Source organism: Vibrio sp. 10N.247.310.24, from assembly GCF_041467175.1.
Lineage (GTDB): Bacteria > Pseudomonadota > Gammaproteobacteria > Enterobacterales > Vibrionaceae > Vibrio > Vibrio tasmaniensis_A.
Window position 1 is genome coordinate 1 of record NZ_JBFSUD010000157.1, and the last position, 2,924, is coordinate 2,924.

The 2,924-nt window shown below is 40.8% G+C and carries 3 protein-coding genes; all 3 read left to right on the plus strand.

Annotation, left to right across the window (positions count from 1 at the left end; genetic code table 11):
* Window positions 1-115 precede the first annotated feature (115 nt).
* The 3 genes from AB6E08_RS22925 to AB6E08_RS22935 are packed head-to-tail and all read left to right on the plus strand — an operon-like array spanning window position 116 to window position 2,886.
* On the plus strand, window positions 116-1,339 hold the full coding sequence (locus AB6E08_RS22925) for a UvrB domain 3-containing protein (RefSeq protein ID WP_372160307.1): 1,224 nt from the start codon (window positions 116-118) through the stop codon (window positions 1,337-1,339).
* 16 nt (window positions 1,340-1,355) lie between these two features.
* Complete coding sequence (locus AB6E08_RS22930; RefSeq protein ID WP_372067542.1) at window positions 1,356-2,057, plus strand: M48 family metallopeptidase; 702 nt, start codon at window positions 1,356-1,358, stop codon at window positions 2,055-2,057.
* A gap of 7 nt (window positions 2,058-2,064) precedes the next feature.
* Window positions 2,065-2,886, plus strand: coding sequence for a DUF262 domain-containing protein (locus AB6E08_RS22935; RefSeq protein WP_372067539.1), 822 nt, complete (start codon window positions 2,065-2,067; stop codon window positions 2,884-2,886).
* The last annotated feature ends 38 nt before the right edge of the window (window positions 2,887-2,924 follow it).

Sequence of the window (2,924 nt, forward strand, 5' to 3'; positions counted from 1 at the left end):
AATACGCGAAACGGGGTTGTTCTATCTTTAAATTTAATTACGCAACAAAGCCGGTGTTAAGCCAATTGCCGTACCTTCAGAGGAGATTTCTCAACTGGTCAATGATGAGTTTAAATTGCCATATGGAGACGAGTCGGAAAATAAAACAGATGAAGACGCTAAGGTTAATAACATCGGTTTAGTGATAGTTTCGGATATGCTACTAACTGGTTGGGATGCGCCAATCGTCAATACTCTGTATTTAGATAAACCTTTAAAAGAACACACATTGCTGCAAGCCATTGCCCGTGTGAACCGAACTCGTAAAGGCAAGAAAGCAGGTTACATCGTTGATTATTACGGTGTAGTTGAGTATCTCGATGAAGCGCTGAAAATGTATGGCAATGATGTTCAACCCGAGCAAGTGTGGACGGATGTTGAGTCTGAATTACCTAAGTTAAAAACCGCCTTAGCTAAGATTCAAGATATTTTGCCTAAGAAACACAACTTGGTTAAACAGCCTGAATTGTATAAGGAAGATGCTGATCTATTCTTAGACCCTGATACTAAACTCGATATCGTAGAAGATTTCTTAGTCGCAGTGGCAGAGTTCAATAGTCGATTAGATGTAGTGCTCCCCGATGAGCGGGGAGCACCTTTTAAACCTTACTTTAAGGTGTTCAACGAAATCAAACTGCAACTGCGTAATAAAATGCCAGACAGTGCAGATGCAGTTCGTATAACGGCTTCTGAGTCTGAGCTTATTAAAGCGATGCTGGATGAACACATTGAAGCCAGTGAAGTAAAGAGCCTTCTTGGACGTGAGGTGTCTATCCTTGATGCAGCAGACATGGATTTACTAAGAAAGCAAAAATCTGCTGGTAGTGCTGCTCTCGTGATGAAGAATAAGTTAAAGCACACTATCAAAACAGGCAAAGGCAAAGATCCCGCTTTCTTCGGTGATTTAGAAGAAGAGCTAGAAAAGCTTATCAATGATGAGCGTGAAGGTCGTATTGAGCAGGCGATTTTCTTAGAGCAATTAGAGTTGTTTGCTCAGCGAGTTCGAGATAAAGATGCTAAGCCATCAGAGATGGGCTTAGATACGGCTACAGAGAAGTCTGTGTACCACTATCTAGAAAAACAAGTTGATGAGGCTGAAGCACTCGCTTGGACAAAGGGCATTTTTAATCACCCTGATATTGCAGAGGTGATGCTTTCTCCGATCTGGAAAAAACAGAAAGATATTCATAACGAGGTCAAGAAGACAGTACGCACGATCCTACGAGGTCTCGGTGGTTGGGATATGGCAGTCGCTCGCCAGCATTCGAATGAAATATTTAACATCATGCTGAACAACTGATTGGGTTTAGAACGTTATGCCAGTTTTCCAATATGGAACCACTGAAATCGAGTGGATGTTTAAAGTTGATAAGAAGTTGTCACATCACTACGTCACCGTAGAAAGAGGTAAGACAGTTCTTCTTCGTGGTCCAGATGTGTCAGAAGAAGAGCAACTTGAATTGATTCGTTATCGTGCTCGTTGGATCAAGCAGCGTTTAGCAGAGGTAAACCAGTCGCAAAAAGATGAGATTGTAAGCGGCAGTAGAGCACCCTACAGAGGACGAACGTTCTATTGTGAAATTATCCCTGCTCCTGAGCTTTTAATCCCTGAAGTGAGCTTTAATCAAAGCCGTTTTAAGGTGTTATCTCCAGAAGGTCATTTTGTAAGTCGAGATTTATTTAAAGCGGCTCTTGAACGTTTTTATAAGCAGAAAGCTCAAGAGAAGATAGGCTCACGCCTACGTCATTGGCAGCGTGAAACTGGTTTAGATGCCACGACATACAAAATTAAAAAATTTGAGGCTCGCTGGGCTAACTGCACTGATAATGATGTATTAGAGTTTCATCCACGCTGCATGGAGTTTTCAAACAATGTCATGGACTACATCATCATCCATGAACTCTGCCATACCGCAGAAAAAAGTCACAATAAAGTATTCTGGCAGTTAGTGACTAAGCACTGTCCGAACTGGAAAGAGTTGCACGCAGAAGTAGAGCATTCAGGAATGGGGTTATAAGAGAAGAATGACGACACAAAAATATTCAGTAAACCAATACATGATTGACTCAGTCGTTAACTGGGTTAAATCTGGTGAGATAGCGATACCTGAAATTCAACGACCTTTTGTATGGGATTCGTCAAAGGTTAGGGATCTCATTGATAGCTTATATCAAGGTTTTCCTGTCGGTTATATCATTGCTTGGAAAAACCCTAACGTAAAACTTAAAGACGGGTCTGTATCTGAAGGTAAAAAAGTTCTTATCGATGGACAGCAGCGTGTTACAGCTCTACAAGCCGCACTAACTGGGCAGGCGGTAATAAATCAAAAGTATAAGACAGTTAAAATCCGAATAGCTTTCAATCCCCTAGAAGAGAAGTTTGAGGTACTTAACCCTGCCATTGAGAAAGACAAGACTTGGGTTGATGATATTGCACCACTAATGAGTGGAGAAATTAGAAGTCACCATTTAGTTCCAAAGTATTTAGATCAGAATCCAGGTGTTGAAGCGGACTTGATTTATGATCGTATTGATAAGCTATGCGACATCGTAAAAAAACAAATTGGTATGATTGAATTGGATTCGGAACTTGATATTGAAACGGTAACGGAAATCTTTATTCGAATTAACTCTAAAGGCGTTGTTCTTAGTCAGGCTGATTTTGCGATGTCAAAGATCGCTGCAAATGAAGAGTTCAGTGGTAACACTCTACGTAAGGCTATTGATTACTTCTGCCATCTTGCAAAAGCCCCAGAGTTCATTTCACACATTGAGAATGACGAAGCATTTATTGCGACTGATTATTTCAAGGCGATGAAGTGGCTACGCAATGGCTTTGTTGCGTAATTAAATTTAAAGATAGAACAACCCCGTTTCGCGTATTT